Source organism: Microbacterium sp. K41, from assembly GCF_004794395.1.
GTDB lineage: Bacteria > Actinomycetota > Actinomycetes > Actinomycetales > Microbacteriaceae > Microbacterium > Microbacterium sufflavum.
On the sequence record NZ_SSDO01000106.1, the window covers coordinates 1 to 1,408 of the forward strand.

Consider the following 1,408-nt stretch of genomic DNA (forward strand, 5'->3'; position numbering starts at 1 on the left):
CGCCCCGGTCGCCCCGATCGCCCTCGCGGCCGGGACGCTGCAGCGGCTGCCCGCCGCCGTCGCCCGTCCCGCCTACGACCGGGCCCGCGTGCGACCCGGCATCGTGCACCTCGGCGTCGGCAACTTCCACCGCGCGCACGAGGCCATGTTCGTCGACCGGCTCCTGGCCGCGGGAGACGCGGACTGGGGCATCTCCGGCGTCGGCCTGCTGCCCCACGACGCCGCCATGCGCGACGCCCTCGCCGCGCAGGACGGGCTGTACACGCTCGTGACCGTGACGCCCGACGGCACGGAGTCGGCCCGCGTGATCGGTGCGCTCACGGAGTATCTCTTCGCGCCCGACGACCCCGAGGCCGTCCAGGCGCGCCTGAGCGACCCCGCCACGCGCATCGTCTCGCTCACGATCACCGAGGGCGGCTACGGGATCGACGAGCGCACCGGCGCCTTCGTGCCGCAGGACGCCGGGACCCTCGCCGACCTCGACGACGCCGCGCACGGGCGCGGTACCCCGCCCCGGAGCGCTCTCGGACACCTCGCCGCCGCCCTCGCCCGCCGCCGCGCGGCCGGGATCGCGCCGTTCACCGTCCTGTCGTGCGACAACATCCCCGGCAACGGCGGCGTCGCCCGCACGGCTCTCAGCGGCTTCGCCGACCGGCTCGACCCGGAACTCGGGGCCTGGATCCACACGAACGTGGCGTTCCCCCATTCGATGGTCGACCGCATCACCCCGGTGACCACCGACGAGACCCGCGCGCTCGTCCGGGAGCGCTTCGGCGTGGACGACCGGTGGCCGGTGCGCTCCGAGGACTTCGTGCAGTGGGTGCTCGAGGACCGTTTCCCGCTCGGCCGCCCGGCGTTCGACACGGTCGGCGTGCAGCTCGTCGACGACGTCGAGCCGTACGAGCTCATGAAGCTCCGGCTGCTGAACGCCTCACACCAGGCGATGAGCTACCTCGGCATCCTCGCCGGGGCGACCATGGTGCACGAGGTGTGCGCGGACCCGCTCTTCCGCACCTTCCTGCGCGGGTACATGCAGCAGGAGGCCGTTCCCACCCTGCGTCCCGTACCGGGCATCGACCTCGACGCGTACGGGGAGCAGCTGCTCGCCCGGTTCGGCAGCACGGCCGTGCGCGACACCCTCGCCCGGCAGGTCGTGGACGGCTCCGACCGCATCCCCACCTTCCTGCTCCCGGTCGTGCGGGAGCGGCTCGCCACGGGCGGCTCGATCGCGCACGCCGTGCTCGTGCTCGCGGCCTGGAGCGTCTTCCTCGAGGGTGTCGCGGAAGACGGGACGCCGACCCCGGTGTCCGACCGCCGGCTCGCCCTGCTGCGCGCGGCGGTGGCCGCCGAGGCCGCGGAACCCGGCGCGTTCCTGGACTGCACGGAGGTCTTCGGCGATCTGGGGCGC

Annotated in this window: 1 protein-coding gene; it reads left to right on the top strand. The window is 74.5% G+C overall.

The annotated features are described in order from the left end of the window. Positions 1-1,408, top strand: a 1,408-nt coding sequence (locus tag DW309_RS02040) for a mannitol dehydrogenase family protein (protein WP_342590363.1), incomplete at both ends; no start/stop codon positions are given.